At 31.7% G+C, this 19,269-nt stretch carries 16 protein-coding genes and 1 tRNA gene; 14 read left to right on the forward strand and 3 right to left on the reverse strand.

The window, feature by feature from the left end; all coding sequences use genetic code 11:
• Positions 1-96 precede the first annotated feature (96 nt).
• Positions 97-2,202 carry a type I pullulanase gene (gene pulA, locus P8V03_RS16500; protein WP_318799020.1) on the reverse strand — a complete coding sequence of 702 codons (2,106 nt, stop codon included), beginning with the start codon at positions 2,200-2,202 and terminating at the stop codon, positions 97-99.
• 157 nt (positions 2,203-2,359) lie between these two features.
• On the opposite strand from pulA, the gene P8V03_RS16505 reads away from it, so the two are divergent.
• The 7 genes from P8V03_RS16505 (at position 2,360) to P8V03_RS16535 (ending at position 11,504) form a co-directional block, all read left to right on the forward strand.
• On the forward strand, positions 2,360-4,363 hold the full coding sequence (locus tag P8V03_RS16505; RefSeq protein ID WP_318799021.1) for a triple tyrosine motif-containing protein: 2,004 nt from the start codon (positions 2,360-2,362) through the stop codon (positions 4,361-4,363).
• Between the two features lie 117 nt (positions 4,364-4,480).
• On the forward strand, positions 4,481-5,137 hold the full coding sequence (locus P8V03_RS16510) for a lytic transglycosylase domain-containing protein (RefSeq protein WP_318799028.1): 657 nt from the start codon (positions 4,481-4,483) through the stop codon (positions 5,135-5,137).
• Between the two features lie 84 nt (positions 5,138-5,221).
• On the forward strand, positions 5,222-5,938 hold the full coding sequence (locus P8V03_RS16515; protein WP_261671007.1) for a pseudouridine synthase: 717 nt from the start codon (positions 5,222-5,224) through the stop codon (positions 5,936-5,938).
• A gap of 382 nt (positions 5,939-6,320) precedes the next feature.
• Complete coding sequence (locus P8V03_RS16520; RefSeq protein ID WP_261671006.1) at positions 6,321-6,623, forward strand: YerC/YecD family TrpR-related protein; 303 nt, start codon at positions 6,321-6,323, stop codon at positions 6,621-6,623.
• Positions 6,624-6,814: 191 nt separating this feature from the next.
• Complete coding sequence (pcrA, locus tag P8V03_RS16525; protein WP_261671005.1) at positions 6,815-9,097, forward strand: DNA helicase PcrA; 2,283 nt, start codon at positions 6,815-6,817, stop codon at positions 9,095-9,097.
• A gap of 11 nt (positions 9,098-9,108) precedes the next feature.
• Positions 9,109-11,121 carry an NAD-dependent DNA ligase LigA gene (gene ligA / locus P8V03_RS16530; protein WP_318799022.1) on the forward strand — a complete coding sequence of 671 codons (2,013 nt, stop codon included), beginning with the start codon at positions 9,109-9,111 and terminating at the stop codon, positions 11,119-11,121.
• Between the two features lie 113 nt (positions 11,122-11,234).
• On the forward strand, positions 11,235-11,504 hold the full coding sequence (locus tag P8V03_RS16535; protein ID WP_261671003.1) for a hypothetical protein: 270 nt from the start codon (positions 11,235-11,237) through the stop codon (positions 11,502-11,504).
• A gap of 154 nt (positions 11,505-11,658) precedes the next feature.
• Here the strand turns inward: P8V03_RS16535 and P8V03_RS16540 are convergent, their stop codons facing one another.
• Complete coding sequence (locus P8V03_RS16540) at positions 11,659-11,856, reverse strand: hypothetical protein (RefSeq protein WP_261671002.1); 198 nt, start codon at positions 11,854-11,856, stop codon at positions 11,659-11,661.
• A gap of 208 nt (positions 11,857-12,064) precedes the next feature.
• Here P8V03_RS16540 and P8V03_RS16545 point away from each other — a divergent pair, with 208 nt between their 5' ends.
• Both P8V03_RS16545 and P8V03_RS16550 read left to right on the forward strand, forming a co-directional pair.
• Complete coding sequence (locus P8V03_RS16545) at positions 12,065-12,511, forward strand: hypothetical protein (protein ID WP_318799023.1); 447 nt, start codon at positions 12,065-12,067, stop codon at positions 12,509-12,511.
• A gap of 125 nt (positions 12,512-12,636) precedes the next feature.
• Complete coding sequence (locus P8V03_RS16550) at positions 12,637-14,238, forward strand: peptide ABC transporter substrate-binding protein (RefSeq protein WP_318799024.1); 1,602 nt, start codon at positions 12,637-12,639, stop codon at positions 14,236-14,238.
• Between the two features lie 274 nt (positions 14,239-14,512).
• On the opposite strand, the gene P8V03_RS16555 is transcribed toward P8V03_RS16550, so the two are convergent.
• On the reverse strand, positions 14,513-15,949 hold the full coding sequence (locus P8V03_RS16555; RefSeq protein WP_318799025.1) for a hypothetical protein: 1,437 nt from the start codon (positions 15,947-15,949) through the stop codon (positions 14,513-14,515).
• Between the two features lie 95 nt (positions 15,950-16,044).
• Between P8V03_RS16555 and P8V03_RS16560 the strand changes: the two genes are divergently transcribed.
• From P8V03_RS16560 to P8V03_RS16580, 5 genes are all read left to right on the forward strand, one after another.
• Positions 16,045-17,037, forward strand: coding sequence for an AIR synthase family protein (locus tag P8V03_RS16560; RefSeq protein ID WP_318799026.1), 993 nt, complete (start codon positions 16,045-16,047; stop codon positions 17,035-17,037).
• 92 nt (positions 17,038-17,129) lie between these two features.
• On the forward strand, positions 17,130-17,879 hold the full coding sequence (gene rph, locus P8V03_RS16565) for a ribonuclease PH (protein WP_261670996.1): 750 nt from the start codon (positions 17,130-17,132) through the stop codon (positions 17,877-17,879).
• On the forward strand, positions 17,876-18,481 hold the full coding sequence (locus P8V03_RS16570) for an XTP/dITP diphosphatase (RefSeq protein ID WP_261670995.1): 606 nt from the start codon (positions 17,876-17,878) through the stop codon (positions 18,479-18,481). Before rph ends, P8V03_RS16570 begins: the two co-directional genes overlap by 4 nt.
• Before the next feature lie 3 nt (positions 18,482-18,484).
• Entirely contained in the window at positions 18,485-18,955 is a 471-nt protein-coding gene (locus P8V03_RS16575; protein WP_261670994.1) for a metallophosphoesterase, read from the forward strand.
• 131 nt (positions 18,956-19,086) lie between these two features.
• Positions 19,087-19,162 (forward strand) — tRNA-Pro (locus P8V03_RS16580).
• Positions 19,163-19,269: the final 107 nt, after the last annotated feature.

Here is a 19,269-nt window from a genome sequence, read left to right on the forward strand (position 1 = left end):
CTCAAAAGTATTTTTTCCTAAGACATATGTTCTTATCCTTAGTACTAATGAGAATATTTTTACAAAATAGTGTTAATATAGAGGATACTTCAGCAGCTACATTTTAAACAATATGCAGGTTGAAATTCTAGGTATAACTATAGTATCCTCATATGAAATTTTTTTCTTTATATCTGTATTGTCTTTCAATGCCACATACCATCTTCCTTCAGGAAGATCAATAATTACATCTTTTTTATTAGCATTAAAAATAACTAATATATCCTTCCAAGAATCATTGTTAGCATAGTCCTTTAAAATAAAACCAATAGTATTATCAGGATAATAATCCAAAATCACCAGGTGTTCTTTTATTTTATCAGCAGTGTCAATTCTAAAGGCAGGATGGTTCTTTCTTATGCTTATGAGATTTTTATAATAATTAAAAACGTCTATAAATTCAGCCTTTCTAGCCCAATCTACCCAGTTTATATTATCAGGCTTATTATAACTATTATGCTCTCCATATTTGGTTCTGCAAAATTCCTCTCCAGAATATATAAAAGGAATACCTGGGGAAGTGAGAATAATTGCAGCACACAATTTTGCCATTCTCTTTTTAGTATCAAAGCTTTCATATTTACAACTGGAATCTATCTTATCCCACAATGTAAGATTATCATGACATGATATATAGTTCACCGACTGAGAAGGAGCTAGAAAGTCACAGCAAATAAGTTTAATAAGTTCTTTGCTACTATGAGATTTCCCTGTAGCAAAGCCTTTTTCTTCAGCATTAAAGACATCTCCTTTTATGCAATCCCTTATTCTATCATTAAAAAATGCGATACCAGGCAGTTTTTTAGAATTGTTATAGGTAGCTTTTTGACTTTCATCTAAACAAGTATTTAGGTTCCAACCTTCCCCATATATCATTACATTTTTCTTGAATTCACTAAGTTTTTTACGTAGAGAGTTCATTGTATCTATATCCTGTAATCCCATTAAATCAAATCTAAAGCCATCGATATGATATTCTTTGCACCAGTAGAGAACGGAGTCTATAATAAACTTTCTCATCATGGAATGCTCAGAGGCAGTATCGTTTCCGCAACCACTTCCATTTGAGAGAGCTCCATTTTGTAAATATCTAAAATAGTACTCAGGAAATATTTTTTCAAAGTTACTGTTTGCAGCATCGAAAACATGATTATATACTACATCCATATTTACAGCTATATTATTCTGGTGTAGGTGATAAATTAGTTTCTTTAACTCATATATTCTGCATATAGGGTCGTAGGGATTGGTAGAATAGCTTCCTTCAGGAACGTTATAGTTTTGAGGATCATAGCCCCAATTATATTTATAAGGCTGTTTTTCATCTACACTGATGTAGCTAAAATCAAAGATTGGCATAAGTTGTAGGTGGGTTATGCCTAAGTCTTTAATATGATCTAAACAAGTAGGTAGATTATTGCTGGAGAATGTAGAGTCTTCTGTAAGTGCTAGAAATTTTCCTTTATGGGCTACCCCACTTTCATGGTAAATAGATATGTCACGTATACTAGTTTCGTAAATTATAGCGTCTGTATAATTTTCGAGACTAGGACCAGTATCCTTGTACCAACCGTGGGGATTTGTTTTTGACAAATCCACTATAAATCCCCTAAGTCCATTGATACTTACTGATTTTGCATAGGGGTCAACTACTTCGTTTACTTTATTGTATACTTCAACTTCATAATTATAGTAATACCCATTCAAGTCTCCCTTAACTAAAACAGACCAAAGTCCATTGCTTTCTTTCATATTTATCACTTTCTTATCCTCTTCAATAGAGGGCTCTCCATTACTATAGAGAAGTAGACTAATATTGGATGCAGTAGGAGACCATATTCTAAATATTGTATATTCATGGTTATAAATAGCACCTAAGGCTAAATCATGATAAAATCTGTTATCAAAATCCTTTGTGGAGAATAGGGGGTGAAATAGTATCTTTTTATGCAGATTTTCGTGACTTATATAACATTCACTTTTTATATTTACTTCTTCCTTTAGGAAAAGAGTTACGTTGTTATCTACTACAGAGTACTTTTCTATAGATAATTTAGAATTTCCATTTTTAATTTCAAATTTATAAGATCTAAACTGGGAAAAATCGTCTACAGAAACTGTTACTTTATTAAAGTTTTTTAGAACTGCATTAAAAATTATCATCAAAATAACCTCCAGTGAAAATCTATATAAAGTTTAAACTATATAATAACTATATTATAAAAATGTAATATAAATGTTAATAAAAACCTATTACAAAATATGGAACTATAGTATAATGTAATCTAGAGATATTATAAACAGGGGATGTGTAGTAGATATGAATGAACTAACTATAAGTTGTAATTTAGAGAGTCCACAAGAAAAGAATACAAAAATAGCAATAAGTATAATTAACAACTTAGAAGAAGATTTACTATATAAGTATATGATAGGCAGTAATGGAACTTGGGATACACTGAAGGATTTTAGTGAGGAAAATAGTGCAGAATGGATTCCAGAGGAAGACGGGAAATATATAATAATGATACAAGGTAAGAGAAAAGATGGAGACAAAAGCTTTGATTACGTATCTAGAGTAGACTATATAATAGGAAAGAGTGAGGGAAAACTTATAAATTCAGTTAGCTTAGATCAGTACGAATTGAGGATAGGAGATAAGCTGAATTTGTTTGTAGATACAGATAAAGTACTATTAATGTTTAGATATTGCTTAAAAGTTAAGGATGATTGGGAAATTATAAAAGATTATTCCGCAGATAATACACTCTCCTGGGTGGCTAAGTTTGAAGGAAAAGGAGAGCTTTTAGTAGAATGTAAAAATATTGATTCTGAGAGCAACTGTGATGACTTCAAGATTGTAGAATTTGAAGTGCTTCCTTTAAAGGAAATCGAAATAATTAGCTTCAAGTGTTTAACTTCAGAGTTAGTAGAAGATTCCGAGCTTATTTTTAAAGTAGAGGCTTCTTATGAAGAGGGGAGAAATATATTATATAAATTTCTTAGGATAAGTTCCAATGGAGAAGTTAAATGTGTACAGGATTACTCTACAAAAAAAGTCGTTAGTTATATAGAAACTAATAGTGGCGACTATAAGCTTTTGTGTTTAGCAAAAGATATGTATTCTACTAACAGTTTCGATACGAGGGCAGTGATAAATTTTAAGGTAAAAAAATATAAAGAGTTAATTATAAAAAGTTTTACTGGTGATTTAAGTTCTCCCCAGCTAGTAGATACTCCAATAACATTAAAAGCAGATGTTATTGGAGGAAAGGAACTTTTATATAGATATATAGTTGAAGGAGAGTACACTGAGGACTCTGGATACATTAGAAGTAATACCTATATATGGAGGGGGAAGGTTTCTGGAGAATATAAAATAAAGTTATGGGCAAAGGACAAATCTTTTGAAGGAAATTACGAGGTAGAAGAGTGTTTTGACTTTGTAATTGATGAGCAAAGCGAAGAACCAGTGGCTATTAATGATGTATTAATTGACAAGAAGGATAGAGTTTTAGTAAATGAAAAAATTCAGGTAATTGTCAATGCCAGTGGAGGAACTGATTTAAGATATTCTTTTATTGTAAGTAGGAACAATGAAGAATTAGATAGAATAGATTATGGAACTTGTAACTGGATGAATTTTATGCCTAAGGAACAGGGGCAGTATAAGCTAGAGATAATGGTAAAGGACAGATATTCTGACAGGGAGTATGACTGTCACGAATTGATAAGCATAGAAGTGTTAGATTATATTCCTGCAAGCCTAGATCATGTTATTTTTTCCTTAGGAGAATATCATGTTGTAGGAGATAGAATAAACCTTAACGTAATAACACAAAATTCAAAAGAGGTACTTGTAAATTATGTATTAAAAATAAATAACCATAAAGTAGAAGAAACAGACTTTGTAAAAGAAAAAGGATATGTATTCACGCCTAAATGTAATGGAATATATACTGTAGAGATTTTTGCTAAGAGCGTAAAAAGTAACAAGCCTTTCGATTGTAAAAAAGAAGTTAAAATAGAAGTTCATGAAGCCTTTCCGGTAACCAACACTAAAGTTACCTGCGATAAAGTTAAATTTTCATGTAATGAGTCTATAACCTTCACCGTTCATAGTGAAGGAGGAAAAGATGTAGTATATGAATTTTATCTTATGGAAAAAGGAGATTGGAATTTAGTGCAAAACTACAGCAAAAAAAATTACTACACCTTTATTCCATTTAGTAAGGATGAATATAAAATACTAGTACTTGCTAAAAGTCAGCAGAGCAAGGTTTCCTATGAGGATTATGATACATTTGCTTTTTTAGTAGAATAACAATAACAAGATTAATAATAGATAACCATTTAATTATATACAGTTTTTGCATATAAAGTATTTAATGAAAAGATACGATAACATATAAGTGTAAAGAATAAAGAGGTTGGTGAAATGATGAAAGTAGATAATAATAAAAATGCGGAGCAGCTCTTGCAGTTTCAATTGATGACTCAAATTCTCAAGCAAGCTGCGGGAGACTCAGATTCTTTTTCACTTATTATGGAAAGTTTAACTAAAGCAATGTCAGATAGTGATGGAAATATAGATTTAAGTAGCTTTGGGCTAGGAGAAGAAGATCTTAGCAAGTTAGGCTATGGAGCTGGTCAAAGACTAAACTCTCTATACAAAGATGTAAAAGGTGATATTAGCAGCGGAAATATAAGTATAGATGAAGCAGTTAGCAGAGCATCTAAAAAATATGGAGTAGACAAAGATCTTATATTGGCAGTTATAAAACAGGAATCAAGCTTTGATCATAAAGCTACATCTCATGCAGGAGCAATGGGGCTTATGCAACTTATGCCTGGTACTGCAAGGTCATTAGGTGTTTCTAATGCCTATGATGTTCAGCAGAATGTAGAGGGAGGAACCAAGTATTTAAAGGGCTTATTGGATATGTACGGGAATTCTAAGGAATTAGCATTAGCAGCATATAACGCAGGTCCAGGAACGCTGCAAAATAGAGGGGTAAAAGATACCAGCGGAATTTCCAGGCTTCCTTACGAAACAAGAGATTATGTACAAAAAGTCATGAAATATTACGGAAAGTAAAACAGTCTTTAACTAGACTGTTTTTATTTTGCAATTTAAAGGTTATAATACATAGTAGAATAAGAAGCGCTAGGAGGATTTGGCATGGATAGATTAGATAAGGTTTTGTCCAATCTTGGATATGGAACAAGAAAAGAGGTAAAAGCTCTTGTAAAGGATGGTATGGTAGAGGTTGATGATGTAACAGCTAGTGATAGTGGTATGAAAATAGACCCGGAAATCAGTGAAATAAAAGTATCTGGAGAAATAGTTAACTATAGAAAACATATATATCTAATGATGAACAAACCAGATGGGGTGGTTTCTGCAACCTTTGATAACTACGACGAAACAGTGGTAGATTTGTTAGAACCAGAACATCAGGTGTTTAAACCCTTTCCAGTAGGTAGACTGGATAAAGATACAGTAGGATTATTACTGCTTACAAATGATGGTGAGCTAAATCATAGACTGTTATCACCTAAGTGGCACGTAGATAAAGTTTATTATGCAGAAATAGATAAGGCTGTAGATGAAAAAGATATTAGAGCTTTTAAAGAAGGAATAACTTTAGATGATGGTTATGAGTGTCTGCCTGCTAAATTAGAAATTTTGCAAGCAGATGAACATGGTTCAAAAGTTCATGTAACTATACAGGAAGGAAAGTTTCACCAAGTTAAGAGGATGTTTAATAGCAGAGACAAAAATGTTATCTACCTTAGAAGGATAAAGTTTGGTCCTCTTGGATTAGATGAAGAGTTAGCAGAGGGAGAATATAGGGAGCTATCACAAGAGGAAATCGAAACTCTTAAAAAAGTTTAGTTTAAATATAAGAATATATAAAAATGAATACAATATGAATTGAATTTAATCATATTAATATATTTTTTACAATTAAATTTGCAAAACAGCTTGAAATTTAAAACAACCTTTAATATAATTATTTTGTAAGGATAAATAAAAGGAATAAATAGCCCCCTTTTTATTTATTGTAAACGGCCCATGCCCCAATGGGCTGTTTTTTATTGCATAAAATAGAATTAATAATGTATCCTTATTGACAGTTAACTTGTATTTAAAATAAATTTAATTCAATTCAGATAAATTATCGTAATTGTTATAGATTAATGCTTTAATACGTGATAGAATTGAATTGAAAAAGGCAATACTTAAGATATCTATAATTAAATAAGGAGTTGAGCTCATGGACGAATATAAATCCAAGTTACAAAGTGAAGCAATGGATTTTTTATGCGAAGCTATATTATCTTTAAAAAGTAAAGAGGAGTGCTATAGATTTTTCGATGACATATGTACAATAAATGAAATAAAAGCATTGGAGCAGCGACTTCAGGTTGCAAAAATGCTGAGAGATAAGAAAACCTACCTTGAAATTGCAGCAGCTACGGGAGCTAGTACTGCCACTATAAGTAGGGTAAACAGATGCTTAAATTATGGTAGTGATGGATATACTATAGTATTAGAAAGAATAGATAGTAAAGAGTAAACATTAAATAACGAAAATACATTTACGAGAACTGTATTAATATAGTAATTTTTATACATAAATATGTGTTGATGCCATTGATAGCCAGTGGGTAAATCAGCACATTTTTTGTTTTTTTAATGATTAAACCATTAGTAAAATGTTATAATATTAAACATAAAAGCAGTAAAAAAACTAGGGAGTGAGTACTTATGGATTTAAAGAAGCTTTTAAATAAAGAACAGTATGAAGCGGCTGTAACTGTAAACGGACCGCTATTAATTTTGGCTGGTGCAGGATCAGGTAAGACAAGAGTACTGACATATAGAATAGCTCATATGATTGAAGACTTAAATATATATCCTTCTAAAATTTTAGCTATAACCTTTACTAATAAGGCAGCAGGAGAAATGAGAGAAAGAATTAGAGGTCTAGTTGGTAACGAAGTAGATCATATGTGGGTCTCTACTTTTCACTCAAGCTGTGTAAGAATTCTAAGAAGGGAAATAGATAAACTAGGGTATAATAAGAATTTTGCCATATATGATAGTTATGATCAGAAGGTTCTTATAAAACAGTGCATGGAAGAATTAAATATAAATGAAAAAGATATAACCGATAGAGAGATAATAAATAAGATTGGTGAGCAAAAAGATAACTTAGTATCACCACAGCAGTTTAAAAGAGAAAATGAACAAAATTTTAGATTAAATAAAATTGCAGATATGTATCTTTTATATCAAAAGAAGCTAAAAAATAATAATGCTTTAGACTTTGATGATTTAATTTATAAAACAGTAGAACTTTTCAAGAAGAACGAGGATGTACTAGAGTTTTATCAAAGAAAGTTTCAGTACATAATGGTAGATGAGTATCAGGATACTAATAAATCTCAGTATGAGCTGGTTAGACTGTTATCAGCCAAACAGAAAAACATATGTGTAGTTGGTGATGATGACCAATGTATATATGCCTGGAGAGGTGCTGATATAAAAAATATATTAGAATTTGAGAAAGACTATCCAGAGGCAAAGGTTATAAAGTTAGAGCAAAATTATAGGTCAAAGGCAAACATATTAAAAGCCGCTAATGAGGTTATAAAAAATAATACCTACAGAAAAAATAAAATACTTAGAACTGAAGATGAAAATGGTGAAAAAATCAAAATATATAGAGCCTACTCCGATATTGACGAGGGAATGTATGTAGCAAATCAAATTAAGAGATTTAGAGAAGAAGAAAATAAGTCTTATAAGGATTTTGCCATACTTTATAGAACAAATGCACAGTCCCGTGTATTTGAAGATGTGTTTATGAAATCCAATATTCCTTATAGAATAATTGGAGGATTAAAGTTCTATGACAGAAAAGAAATAAAGGATATAATGGCTTATTTAAAATTTATAAATAATCCTCTTGATGACGTAAGTTTAAGGAGAATAATAAATGTTCCAAAGAGGAGTATAGGAGACGCCACTGTACAAAAGGTTCAAGAATTTGCAGCTTCTATGGATGAATGTATGTATAGCGTTTTATTAGATATTGAAGAAGTATTAAGTCTCTCAGCAAGAAGTATATCTTCAATTAAAAAGTTTGTAAGTTTAGTAAATAGTTTTATAAGAACTAGAGATCAAGTATCTGTTTCAGCCTTGATAAAAGAAATCTTAGATACAACAGGTTATCTTAAAGAACTCAAAGAATCAAAAGAGATAGACGCTATAAGTAGAATAGAAAACTTAAAGGAACTTGTGTCAGCAGCGGTAGAGTTTGAGAGCACATCAGAGGACAAGTCGCTATCTGCATTTTTAGAAAAGGTTACTTTAGTTTCAGATGTAGATAATTTTGATGAAGATGCAAATACTGTTGTAATGATGACTGTTCATAGTGCAAAGGGACTTGAGTTTCCAATAGTATTCATGGTTGGTATGGAAAATGGTATTTTCCCTGGAACACAGTCTTTAAATGACTACAATGAGATGGAGGAGTCCAGAAGGCTTTGTTACGTTGGAATAACCAGAGCAAGGGAAAGATTGTATATGACTTCCGCAGAGAGCAGGAGAGTTTTTGGTAAAACAGTATCTTATTCTCAATCAGATTTTATAGATGAGATATCTAATGATTTAAAAGAGATGGAAGGAGCTTCAAGAAGAGGCTTTAGTAGTTTTGGAAATACTAATGTAAACTCAAGAACGAATAATGTAAATAGAAGCATAAATGATAGCATAGGTAGAAATAGCTTTAATTCACAAAGTTCTTCACCTAAGGTATCAAATATGGCTTATACCGCAGCAGATGCTGTTAACAGTCAAAAAAGTGCTAATGATTTAAAGCCTGAAGATGTTAAAGCAGGAGCTAAGGTAAGACATAGTAAATTTGGAATAGGAACCATTGTAAGTGTTTCTAAAGATGGAAGTAATACAAGACTTACCATAGCCTTTGATAAAATGGGAATTAAAAATTTAATGTATGGAGTTGCACCTTTAGAAGCAGTATAAGGAGGTTTCCTATGATAGATAACAATGATAAACTAAGTAGAATTAAAGAACTAGCGGAAGAACTAAACAGGCATTCCTATGAGTATTATGTATTAGATAATCCAACTATTTCAGATAAAGAATATGATAAAAAATATGACGAGTTAGTTTGTCTAGAAAAGGATACGGGAATAGTATTAAGCTATTCCCCTACACAGAGGGTTGGAGATGTAATATTATCTGAGTTTCAAAAATACACTCATAAAGGAAGGCTTTGGAGTTTAGATAAATCACAAACCTTTGAAGGAATAAGGGAATGGCACAAGAGAAATAAAAAAGCAATAGAAGAGTATAACTCAACTCATGAGGATAAACTTCCGGAACTTAAATATGTACTAACGAAAAAGTTTGACGGATTGACCATAAACTGTACTTACGATGAAAATGGATTGTTGATAAAAGCAGCTACTAGAGGTACGGGGATAACTGGAGAAGACATAACAGCTCAGGTAAAAACAATTAAATCTGTGCCCCTGAGAATAGATAATAATCATGTTATTGAAGTGCATGGTGAGGCAATAATGACACAGACTGCTTTTGAAAGCTACAATAGGATTGCAGATACTCCTCTTAAAAATTTAAGAAATGGTGCGGCAGGTGCCCTAAGAAACTTAAATGTAAAAGAAACTGCAAGAAGAAATTTATCAGCATTTTTCTACGACGTGGGATATAATGAGGGAACTGAATTTGAAACCTATATTGAAATGATGGAATTCATTAAAAAAATGGGTTTTCCTCAAGATGATTATATTAAGGTATGTAATAGTATAGAAGAAGTAGAAGAGGAGTTAAAATCTGCTGACAGTATTAGAAAAGACTTAGATTATGACATAGATGGAATAGTAGTTGTAATTGACGACATAAGAACTAGAGAGGTATTAGGCTATACCGTAAAGTTCCCAAAGTGGGCTATAGCCTATAAATTTGAAGCTGAGGAAGCAGCCACAAAACTTCTAGAGGTGGAATGGAATGTGGGACGAAGTGGAAGGGTTACACCTACAGCTATTCTAGAACCAGTAGAGCTAGCAGGGGTTACTGTAAAAAGAGCTACATTGAATAATATGGATGATATACATAGAAAGGGAGTAAGAATTGGTTGTGACGTGTTAGTTCGTCGTTCTAATGATGTGATTCCTGAAATAATAGGGGTAATAGAGGATACTGTAGAGAACAGTGAGGAAATTGAGCCGCCAGGAAATTGTCCTTATTGTGGTAGTGATTTGGTACAGGATGGAGTTCATTATTTTTGTGATAACACTTTATCATGTAAACCTCAAATGGTAAAAAGTATTGTTCACTTTGGAAGTAGAGAAGCTGTGAATATAGCAGGTTTTAGTGAAAAAACTGCAGAGCAGTTATTTGAAAAACTAGAGATAAAATCTATCGCAGATTTATACAGGTTAAAGAAAGAGGAACTGTTAACTTTAGATAAGTTTGGTGATAAAAAGGCTCAAAATCTTTTAGATGCAATAGAAAAAAGCAAGACTTGTGACCTAGCATCTTTTATATATGCTCTCGGAATACCTAACGTTGGAAAAAAGACAGCTACAGACTTGGTTAAAAAATTTAAAGCCTTAGAAAAGATACAAAGTGCTAACTTTGATGAGCTTATTTCAGTACAGGATATAGGAGACATAGTTGCAAAAAGTATAATAGAATTCTTCAAAGACGATAAGATAATAAAAAGTATAAATGAACTTTTACAATTAGGAGTAAGACCTGAACAGCAAGAGCATATTACAGTAGCTGATACTCCTTTTAATGGAAAGACCATGGTAGTAACAGGCAGCCTAAATAACTATACAAGAACAAGCATAAAGGAAAAATTAGAATCTCTTGGAGTTAAAGTTTCAGGAAGTGTAAGCAAAAAAACAGACTATCTTTTAGCAGGAGAAGCAGCAGGCTCAAAATACGATAAAGCATTAGAATTAGGAATAAAAATAATAAGTGAAGAAGAGTTTGAAGAGCTGCTGGAAAATAAGTAAGAACTACAAGAGTCGTTTGTAAAAAATGGTATTTACAAAAACCTAAAAAAAGACTATTATAAGAGTGATCTGATTTGTGCAGAGAATGAGGCACTTTAGTGTGGAGGAGAAAAATGAGAAGGGCTATAAATTTCTTAGGATGGATAGGGGTATCTTTTACCATCCTTACACTAATATTAACACTTCTGACTACATATCAATTTATGTATGTAAAGTATTTTGATAGTTATTATACATTACAATGGTGTATATTTTTTACGATGATTTTTTGGTCTATCAAGATGTTTGAAATAAATAATACTCTTAGAAGTAAGCTGTACCCTATAGCATGTATGGTAATAGCTTTTGGAACCATATTTTTTATATTTATGAAGGTATACTAGTGAAAGTTTGTTACTTTGATGAGATTGAAGTGGATTTGTTATTAATTTAATCCTTTTAAATACACCCGGTTATGTTGTTTTTAACATAACCGGGTGTATTATTTACTATTGAAACACAAGTATGTAGTTATTATAAATAAGAAAGCTATAGCGATTACTCAGCATTGTTGTTTGCAGATAACTCTTCTTCTTTTTGTGCCAAAGTATATATATGCTGGGTAAGCTTTTCCATTAGATAATTCTTATATCTTAATTGGTTTAATATTTGATTAAGAAGTATAAAACCCCATATTAAAACAAACATTATGGTACACATAGTGAGTATACCTAATATTTCTATGGCAAGTATCATTCTAACTCCTCCGTATAACCTTTAATAATTTACTTTTGTGGCAGTATCTTGAATTTTGTGTAAATTTTTAAGATACGTAAGTATTATACCATAAAAATCAAAGTCTAAACATAAGTTTGAGAATAAAAGTTCATTCAGTAATTTGTATCAAAATTTAATATCCTCTCATATAATGAAATAACGTAAGTATTTTTCAGGAGGAGGCTTGATGGGTGGTATAGTAGAAAAAGCATATCTAAGGATTAGGCAGGATGAACTCTACAGAAGAAAGTTAAAATTAAAGAAAATAAATATAGATTCTATAACAGAAGATATAACAAAAGATTGTTGGAATTATAATATACAATACGAAATATTCTTGAAGACATCAAATTTATTAATTATAAAACTTATAGGGACAGAAAGAACTATATTATTCAAATATCATAAGAAGGATAGGGTATTATTAAGAGATTATAGAGAATTTTTGAATCGCTTAGATATATGCAAAGTTGAAAGAGGAATATATATCACTACAGGAGTATTTGAGGAAAATATAAATAAAGATGAAAAGGGTATATTTAGTAAAAGAGTAAAAAAGGTAGATGGCATAAAACTTATTAAAAGACAGTTAAAGTTTAACAAATTAAGTTTTTTAGAGTATTTACCTCAATAAATAAAAAGACGGCAATTAACAATAACCAATTGTTAATTGCCGATTTTTTTTACTAATTGTTTATTTTATACCTTATATGTTAATAATTTAGATAACTAAATAAATAGGTAGATAAGGGAGGCATTATGAGAAAACTTATTTGTTATATATTAATTCTAAGTAATCTATTATTTAATGGGTGCGTAGAAAAAAGTGTGCAAGGAACAAAAAGTGAAGGCACTAGAAACTATGTTGTTTATAATATTGGAAAATCACCAGAGGACCTAATTATGCTTAATAATCACGATTTTAGACAACAAGATTTGTTAATCAATCTTTTTGAAGGGTTAGTCACTTCTGATGAAAAAGGGAAAATAAAACCTGCTATAGCGGAAAGCTGGAGTTTAAATAAAGATGAAACCTGTTATACCTTTAAAATTAGGAAGACTGCAACTTGGAACAATGGGGAAGATATTACTGCTGAAGATTTTGTAACCTTCTTTTCTCAAGTGCTAAACAAAGACAGAGATAACGTATATGCAAAGCAACTCTACTGTATATTTGGTGCAGAGGATTATAAAAAAGGCAAGGGTGACTTTAGCAATGTTGCTGTCCGTGCACTAGATGAAAAGACTCTTGAAATAAGACTAAATTATCCCTGTAACTATTTTTTAAACATACTAGCAGAACCTATATATTCTCTTAGAAAGATAAATGAAGACTTAGTGAGTTGGAAGAAAAATTATAAGAACATACTATATTCAGGCTGTTATAAAATTGATAATATCTTAGATAACGGAGATGCAAGGTTAAAAAAGAATGAAGAATACTGGAATAATAGTTCAGTAAAGAGTGAGGACATTATGGTTACATTTATTGACAGTAGTGAAGCTTCACTGGCTGCTTTTGAAAGCAGTAAAATTGATATATTCACCAATCCTCCTATAAGCGAATTAAGTAATCTTTCAGCCTCTGGAAAGATAAGTAAAATACCATTCTATGGTATAGGAACCTTGGTTTTTAATCTGAGAAAAGAAGGAGTTATCCAGGATTCCAATCTCAGAAAATCCATTTCTGCAGCCGTAAGCAGAAAAGAAATATCAAAAGAAGCATTAAATGACACAGTTAAACCTGCTACTGCTTATATTCCACCTAATGTTAGTGATGGAATGAATGGTCAATATTTAAATAAAGAAATTTTTACGGTAGAACCAGAAAAAGCTAAGGCTTTAGACCTAATAAGTAAAAGTAAATATGAAAATAACAAAGAAGAGTTGAAGTTAATATACTTAGATTCAGTGGAAAATAAAAAGATCTGTGACACTATAGCTAAACAGTTAAGAGAGAACCTAAAACTAAAAGTACAGTGTAAAGGCTATAGTTTAGAGGAATTTTCTCAAGTGATAAGAGAAAATGATTATGACATAGCTAAAGTTAATTATGAAAGCAGTTATGACTATCCACCATCCTTTCTAGAAAGATATACTTCAGAATCAGAAATGAATTTATTTGGATATAAAAATGCTGAATTTGATACAAGGGTGGAAAGGGCCAAAAGAGAAAAGGATATGGTTAAAAAAGTTCAGGATCTAAGAGAAGCGGAAAATATTTTAATGGATGACATGCCTATAGTGCCACTATATTTTACTAATAGTGTAATATGTAAAAAGAATAATATTGACGGTATATATACAAATAAAAGGGGAAACATAAAGCTGGATAAAGTATACATCAAAGTTGAAGCTTAAGTAGGAGAATAAAAAGTCCCTCTTATTTTGAAGAGGGAGCTTTTTTTATAGAGTGCTTTGGAGTAAAATAAGCACAATCAATTTCTGTATTGATAATACTTGAAAGGGGCGTTACATGATTCAGATTACACTTACCGTTTTTTTCGTGTATGCAGTTCTCAGAACAGTTTATGTTCATCATAATGTACATACCTCCTTATAAATCCGGTGATTTTTCATTAGTTGTATAGTTGATGTGAGATAGTTATATTATTATGTGCAGAAACAGGAAGGTTTATTTTGGTTTATCTTTACATTCCTCCTCATCTATATCATTTGACCTTTGAATACATTCTGGTTTAAAAAAGCTTATAATTAAGAAAAATATTAATAAGTTTTTATTTGCATCAAAGGAGGCCTTTGGATTTTTAAAAATTTCTTTCTTCTTGTTATAGGTAACATGTTTTGCAAATACAGGAGCAAGTTCACAGCTTTCAGGAGTTGGTATTGACGGCATTCTGAAATTCTGCTCCTCTACTAAATCTTCAGGTCTTAGAGAAAAGTTTCTGTACCGTTCAACATCATTTAAACCAGGAGCTTCAGGCCAGCTTAGCACAAGTCCCGAATCTAAAACTTGACGTTTAAAAATATCAGTAGCTATGGATTCACTTTTGTTTTTATCATCAGCTATATGTGAATGGATTAGACAAGTCAAAAGATATGACATAATTTCTAAACAAGAAAAATTGATATCCTTATCCTCAGTTTCTTTAATAAATATTCCTTTTTCAGGGTCATACAAAGTTAGAAGCTTTTTATATAATGCTTCAGCTTTATCTTTAAATTTTATGATACCTGTGTTCCTGTAAAACAAAATATAGTTCATATACTTCATTGAGGATAGATCCACTTTTTCTGCTGAAATAATATGACTTTCATATAAATTCTCTTCACATAAGAGTTCTGACAAATCTAGTAGTAAAAGCTTACAAGCTTCATTTTCTGAATACTTGTAGAAAAGATTTAATGCAAAGCACAGCTTTACCAGCTCTTCTGAACTTAGTTCATATAGATCTTCTTTATACTGAATGAGCATGTTTAATATATCTATGGAAAAGTTCATATAGCTCTCTTTATCATCGTCTACTAGTAGAGCACATTTGTAATATGCAGCCATAAGCAATGCTTGAGATGCAAAGCTGAATTTCTTGTTTTTTTCCTCAAACTTTAACTCTTCATCGTATATATTATTTTGGCTTCCTTTGTCAATAAATACTCCCTCGTCGTTTCTCAAATATGTGGCATAAAACTCTAATTGGCTTTTGCAAACTGATCTGTATATTTTTCCTAGGTTATATTTATTTGTATCTATGTTTTTAAAACTATCATAATAACTACAAAGTTCTAAAAGACATAATGTCATGTAGGAGTTACTATCTATGTTTACTTCTCTCTTAAATTTATCTTCATTCCAACAAAGCTTGTCATCGACGTTTAGTAGTTTTGGACTTGCTTTTTTGTATATGCATAGAAGTGGAGAAAGATCTTTAAATGTGTTAATATCAAAGTTGGATATCTTTTTTATCTTAAGATCCTTAAGAGAAGTGCACACTCCACATTTGGAGTAAAGTACAATTTGATTTAGAGATTCTTTTGCTAGGTAAAAAAGCTGTTCCTCAATATTTTCTTTTTTTAATTTATTGATTCTTAGAAAAGGTCCTATATATTTCAAAAACATACACCTACCATAAATTAATCCTTATATAAATAATATGAAGTAGGTTATAAAATAGTGCTAGTTTATTTTAGTGAGAAGGAGAGAATTTTATGAAAGCTGGAAAATTAAACTGGGATGATTTAAAGAGTATAATAGAAGATAGCAGGCAGGTTAGAAGGGAGGATGTAAGAATTAGAAGTGGAATAGGAGAGGATTGCAGTGTGGTGAGTTTTGGAGATTATGACTGTGTTCTTTCTACTGACCCTATAACAGGTGCAGAAACCAATGCTGGACGGTTGGCAGTACATATAAATTGTAATGATATAGCATCTAGTGGAATTGAACCTTTAGGAATATTAGTGACTATACTAGCACCAGAAAATACATCAATAGAAGATATAAAAAAAGTTATGAATGAAATCAAAGAGGAGACGGTAAAGCTTAATATTGAGATATTAGGTGGTCATACTGAAATTACTAAGGCTGTTAATAAAATGATTATATCTTGTACTGTTATTGGAAAAGGTGAAAAAAATAGAGCTGTAGCTACATCAGGTGCAAATGAGGGAGATGATATAGTAGTTACAAAATTACTATGTCTTGAGGGCACCAGTATAATAGTAAATGATTACGAAAATAGTATTAAGGATATCCTTACAGAAGAGGAGATAACTGAAGCAAAGGAATATGTGAAATACATAAGTGTAGTAAAAGAGGGAATCGTTGCAGGAAAGCTAGGGGTTAACTCTATGCATGATATAACAGAAGGGGGAGTCTTAGGAGCTTTATGGGAAGTTGCAGAGGCTAGTAATCTAGGCTTTAAGGTTTATAGAGGTAAGATGCCAATAAGCAGTATAACCTCAAAGATATGTGATAAATACTCTATAGACCCACTAAGACTTATATCATCTGGAAGTATGTTGATAACCACTAGAGATGGCAGTAAGTTAGTAAAGTTATTACAGGAAGAAGGTATCAAAGCTTCAATAATCGGTAAAATTACTAAAGGAAAAGGTGTTTTAGTAAATACTAGTGGTGTGGAAGAGGTAGTGATTCCACCAGAGAGGGATGAGTTATTCGTACTAGAGGAAAAGGTAGAGTGATTATTTTAAATTAGATGCACAATATTATCTAGATATTGTATAATAATTAGGTGGAAAGTAACGAACTATTATGTTTATTTTGGAGGTAAAAAATGAGAATTGGTAGTAGAAAAAATGATCAAACAAGGCATATAAAAATAACAAGAAACTATACAAAATATGCAGAAGGATCAGTTTTAATAGAGACTGGAGACACAAAAGTAATATGCACAGCTTCAATAGAGGATAAAGTTCCTCCTTTTCTAAAAGGCAAGGGAGAGGGCTGGATAACTTGTGAATACAATATGATACCTAGAGCAACTCAGGTTAGAAAAGTTAGAGATTCAACTAAAGGAAAAGTAGACGGCAGAACAATGGAAATACAAAGGCTCATAGGGAGAGCTCTAAGATCTATAGTTGATCTAAAAGCAATCGGAGAAAAAACTATCTGGATAGATTGTGATGTAATACAAGCAGATGGAGGTACAAGAACTGCATCCATTTCAGGTGCATTCGTGGCATTAGTAGATGCTGTTAACAAACTTCACAAACAAACCCCATTTACAGTATATCCAATCAGGGATTTTGTAAGTGCAGTAAGCGTAGGAATTGTAGATAATATAAAGATGTTAGATTTATGCTATGAGGAAGATTCTCGTGCAAAAGTGGATATGAATGTAGTTATGACAAGTGCTGGTGAGTTTATAGAAGTTCAAGGCACTGGTGAGCAGAGTCCATTTTCAAGAGCTGATTTAAATGATTTATTGAACTTAGCAGAAAAGGGTGCTAAGCATATGATTCAGGTTCAGAAGGAAAGTTTAAAAATGGATTCATTATGGATAGGAACAGGTGAAAGAAAATGAAGAAACTAATTGTAGCAAGCAATAATGTAAAAAAGATAAAAGAGATTAAGGAGATTCTTTCTAAATACCCTATAGAGATAGTTTCTTTAAAAGAGGCAGGAATAAATGTTGACGTAGAAGAAAATGGTGAGACTTTTATAGAAAACGCCTACATTAAAGCTAATGAAATCTATAAGATGGTTGATAATGCTATGGTATTAGCAGATGATTCTGGACTAATGGTAGATTGCCTAGGAGGGGCACCAGGAGTTTATTCAGCTAGATTTGCAGGCGAACACGGAAATGATAAAAAGAACAACGAAAAACTAATAGGCTTATTACAAGGAAAAAAAACAGAGGAGAGAAAAGGAAAGTTTGTTTGTGCAATAGTATTGATAATCGATTCTAACAATGTAATTAAGGTTCAAGGGGAAGTAGAAGGAATAATTTTAGAAGAAGAAAAAGGAGAAAACGGATTTGGATATGATCCGCTATTTTATGTACCTGAACATAAAGTCACCTTTGCAGAAATGGATGCTGTACTAAAGAACTCCATTAGCCACAGGGCAAAAGCATTAAAGAAGCTAGAAGGAAGAATGAAAGAACTAATGATGGAGGGGTAATAGTTGTTAATTGGAGTAATAAGTGATACACATAGATATACCTGGGTTATCGAAAGTGCCGTAAAAAAGCTGGAAGACTCAGATATCATTATACACTTAGGAGATAACGTTCAGGATATTAATGAAATAGCTAAATATTATAAGGGGCCAATTATAAACGTTAAAGGAAACTGTGATTTTTCAGTAGATGTACCGGGTGAAAGGCTAGAGGTTATAGAAGGCAAAAGAGTATTTATAACCCATGGTCATAGGTATGATGTTAAATACGACTTATCTAGACTAAAATATAAAGCCTTAGAGTTAGAAGCTGATATAGTACTTTTTGGACATACACATGTATCAAAAATAGCTTATGAAAATGGAGTATGGTTTGTGAACCCTGGGAGTCCAGCTTTATCAAGAGATGGCTTCAACAGTGTAGCTACTGTTAAAATAACAGAGGGCAAAATTAATCCAAGCATTAAAGGCATTTAGAACAAAAAAATAAAAAAATCCAAAAAAGATTAAAATAAGTGTTGACGAATATAAATATATCGTGTAGAATAATCTATGTCGTCAGGAGTTAACAACAACGACGAAACGAATTCAGGAAAATTCCTGAATGCCGGGGTGTGGCGCAGATGGGAGCGCGCGTGGTTTGGGACCATGAGGTCGCAGGTTCAATCCCTGTCACCCCGACCATAATTTATAATTCAGTTGGTAATTCGACGAATGAAATTAGGTTGACAGCAGAGCATTTAATAGTGAGTTGAGAGCTTAAATTCAAGGAATTGTCAATTAGAAACTAA

The organism is Clostridium tanneri, assembly GCF_033659955.1.
Taxonomy (GTDB): domain Bacteria; phylum Bacillota; class Clostridia; order Clostridiales; family Clostridiaceae; genus Clostridium_AM; species Clostridium_AM tanneri.

Coding starts and splice junctions, on each gene's coding strand:
- P8V03_RS16545 (WP_318799023.1), top strand. CDS start 12,065: ATGGGTGGTATAGTAGAAAAAGCATATCTAAGGATTAGGCAGGATGAA.
- P8V03_RS16540 (WP_261671002.1), bottom strand. CDS start 11,856: ATGATACTTGCCATAGAAATATTAGGTATACTCACTATGTGTACCATA.
- rph (WP_261670996.1), top strand. CDS start 17,130: ATGAGAATTGGTAGTAGAAAAAATGATCAAACAAGGCATATAAAAATA.
- P8V03_RS16550 (WP_318799024.1), top strand. CDS start 12,637: ATGAGAAAACTTATTTGTTATATATTAATTCTAAGTAATCTATTATTT.
- P8V03_RS16520 (WP_261671006.1), top strand. CDS start 6,321: ATGGACGAATATAAATCCAAGTTACAAAGTGAAGCAATGGATTTTTTA.
- P8V03_RS16510 (WP_318799028.1), top strand. CDS start 4,481: ATGAAAGTAGATAATAATAAAAATGCGGAGCAGCTCTTGCAGTTTCAA.
- P8V03_RS16515 (WP_261671007.1), top strand. CDS start 5,222: ATGGATAGATTAGATAAGGTTTTGTCCAATCTTGGATATGGAACAAGA.
- pcrA (WP_261671005.1), top strand. CDS start 6,815: ATGGATTTAAAGAAGCTTTTAAATAAAGAACAGTATGAAGCGGCTGTA.
- P8V03_RS16560 (WP_318799026.1), top strand. CDS start 16,045: ATGAAAGCTGGAAAATTAAACTGGGATGATTTAAAGAGTATAATAGAA.
- P8V03_RS16570 (WP_261670995.1), top strand. CDS start 17,876: ATGAAGAAACTAATTGTAGCAAGCAATAATGTAAAAAAGATAAAAGAG.
- ligA (WP_318799022.1), top strand. CDS start 9,109: ATGATAGATAACAATGATAAACTAAGTAGAATTAAAGAACTAGCGGAA.
- pulA (WP_318799020.1), bottom strand. CDS start 2,202: ATGATAATTTTTAATGCAGTTCTAAAAAACTTTAATAAAGTAACAGTT.
- P8V03_RS16535 (WP_261671003.1), top strand. CDS start 11,235: ATGAGAAGGGCTATAAATTTCTTAGGATGGATAGGGGTATCTTTTACC.
- P8V03_RS16505 (WP_318799021.1), top strand. CDS start 2,360: ATGAATGAACTAACTATAAGTTGTAATTTAGAGAGTCCACAAGAAAAG.